General features: G+C 65.0%; 1 protein-coding gene. It reads right to left on the reverse strand.

The window, feature by feature from the left end:
- Positions 1 to 374 (reverse strand): alpha-amylase family glycosyl hydrolase (locus tag MQN93_RS43770; RefSeq protein WP_242713930.1); only part of this gene is annotated, 374 nt, incomplete at both ends.

Consider the following 374-nt stretch of genomic DNA (forward strand, 5'->3'; position numbering starts at 1 on the left):
CCACCGTGTCCGGGTAGCTCGCGTCGATCTCCTTGCGCACCCGCTTGAGGAATTCATGGGTGGCGGGCAGGTTCTCGCAGTTGGTGCCTTCCTCCTGGTAGAGGTACGGCACGGCGTCCAGGCGGAAGCCGTCGATGCCGAGGTCCAGCCAGAAGCGCAGGGCGGAGATCATCTCCTCCTGGACGGCCGGGTTCTCGTAGTTGAGGTCCGGCTGGTGGGAGAAGAAGCGGTGCCAGTAGTACTGCTTGCGGACGGGGTCGAAGGTCCAGTTGGAGGCCTCGGTGTCGACGAAGATGATCCGCGCGTCGGCGAACTGCTTGTCGTCGTCGGCCCAGACGTAGTAGTCGCCGTAGGGCCCGTCGGGGTCCTTCCTC

It is taken from the genome of Streptomyces spinosisporus (assembly GCF_022698145.1).
Lineage (GTDB): Bacteria > Actinomycetota > Actinomycetes > Streptomycetales > Streptomycetaceae > Streptomyces > Streptomyces spinosisporus.